This is a genomic window from Bradyrhizobium sp. Arg237L (assembly GCF_029990105.1).
Classification (GTDB): Bacteria; Pseudomonadota; Alphaproteobacteria; order Rhizobiales; family Xanthobacteraceae; genus Bradyrhizobium.
On record NZ_JAQMIL010000240.1, the window covers coordinates 1 to 404 of the forward strand.

The window sequence follows — 404 nt, forward strand, 5'->3', positions numbered from 1 at the left end:
GTGAGCTTGATGATGTGCCAGCCGTCGTCGAGCTTGATCGGCTCGGCGATCGCATTCTTGGCGAGCGCCATCACCTGGGTGCGGATTTCGGGCCTGATCTGGGTCTCCGCCAGCCAGCCGAGCTCGCCGCCATTCTTCTCACCGTTCTTGGCTTCGCTGGTCTCGTTGGCGAGCGCGGCAAAGTCGGCGCCAGGCGCCTTCAGCTTGCGCTGCAGCTCCTCGACGGTCTTCTTCGCCTTGTCCTCGGTCGCCTTGTCGGCGTCCTTGGCCAGCGGCACGAAAATCTGCGCCAGCTCGAACTGCCGCGGCATCAGGAACGAGGCGCGGTTGGCATCATAGACCTTCTGCAGGTCGTCCTCGCTCGGGAAGCTCGCCGGCGGGGTCGAGACCTGCTGCAGATAGAG

The 404-nt window shown here is 64.6% G+C and carries 1 protein-coding gene; it reads right to left on the bottom strand.

Features of this window, described 5'->3' with window-relative positions; all coding sequences use genetic code 11:
- Positions 1–404: peptidylprolyl isomerase (locus OZ411_RS43155; RefSeq protein WP_282532834.1), on the bottom strand; the 404-nt coding region annotated here is incomplete at both ends.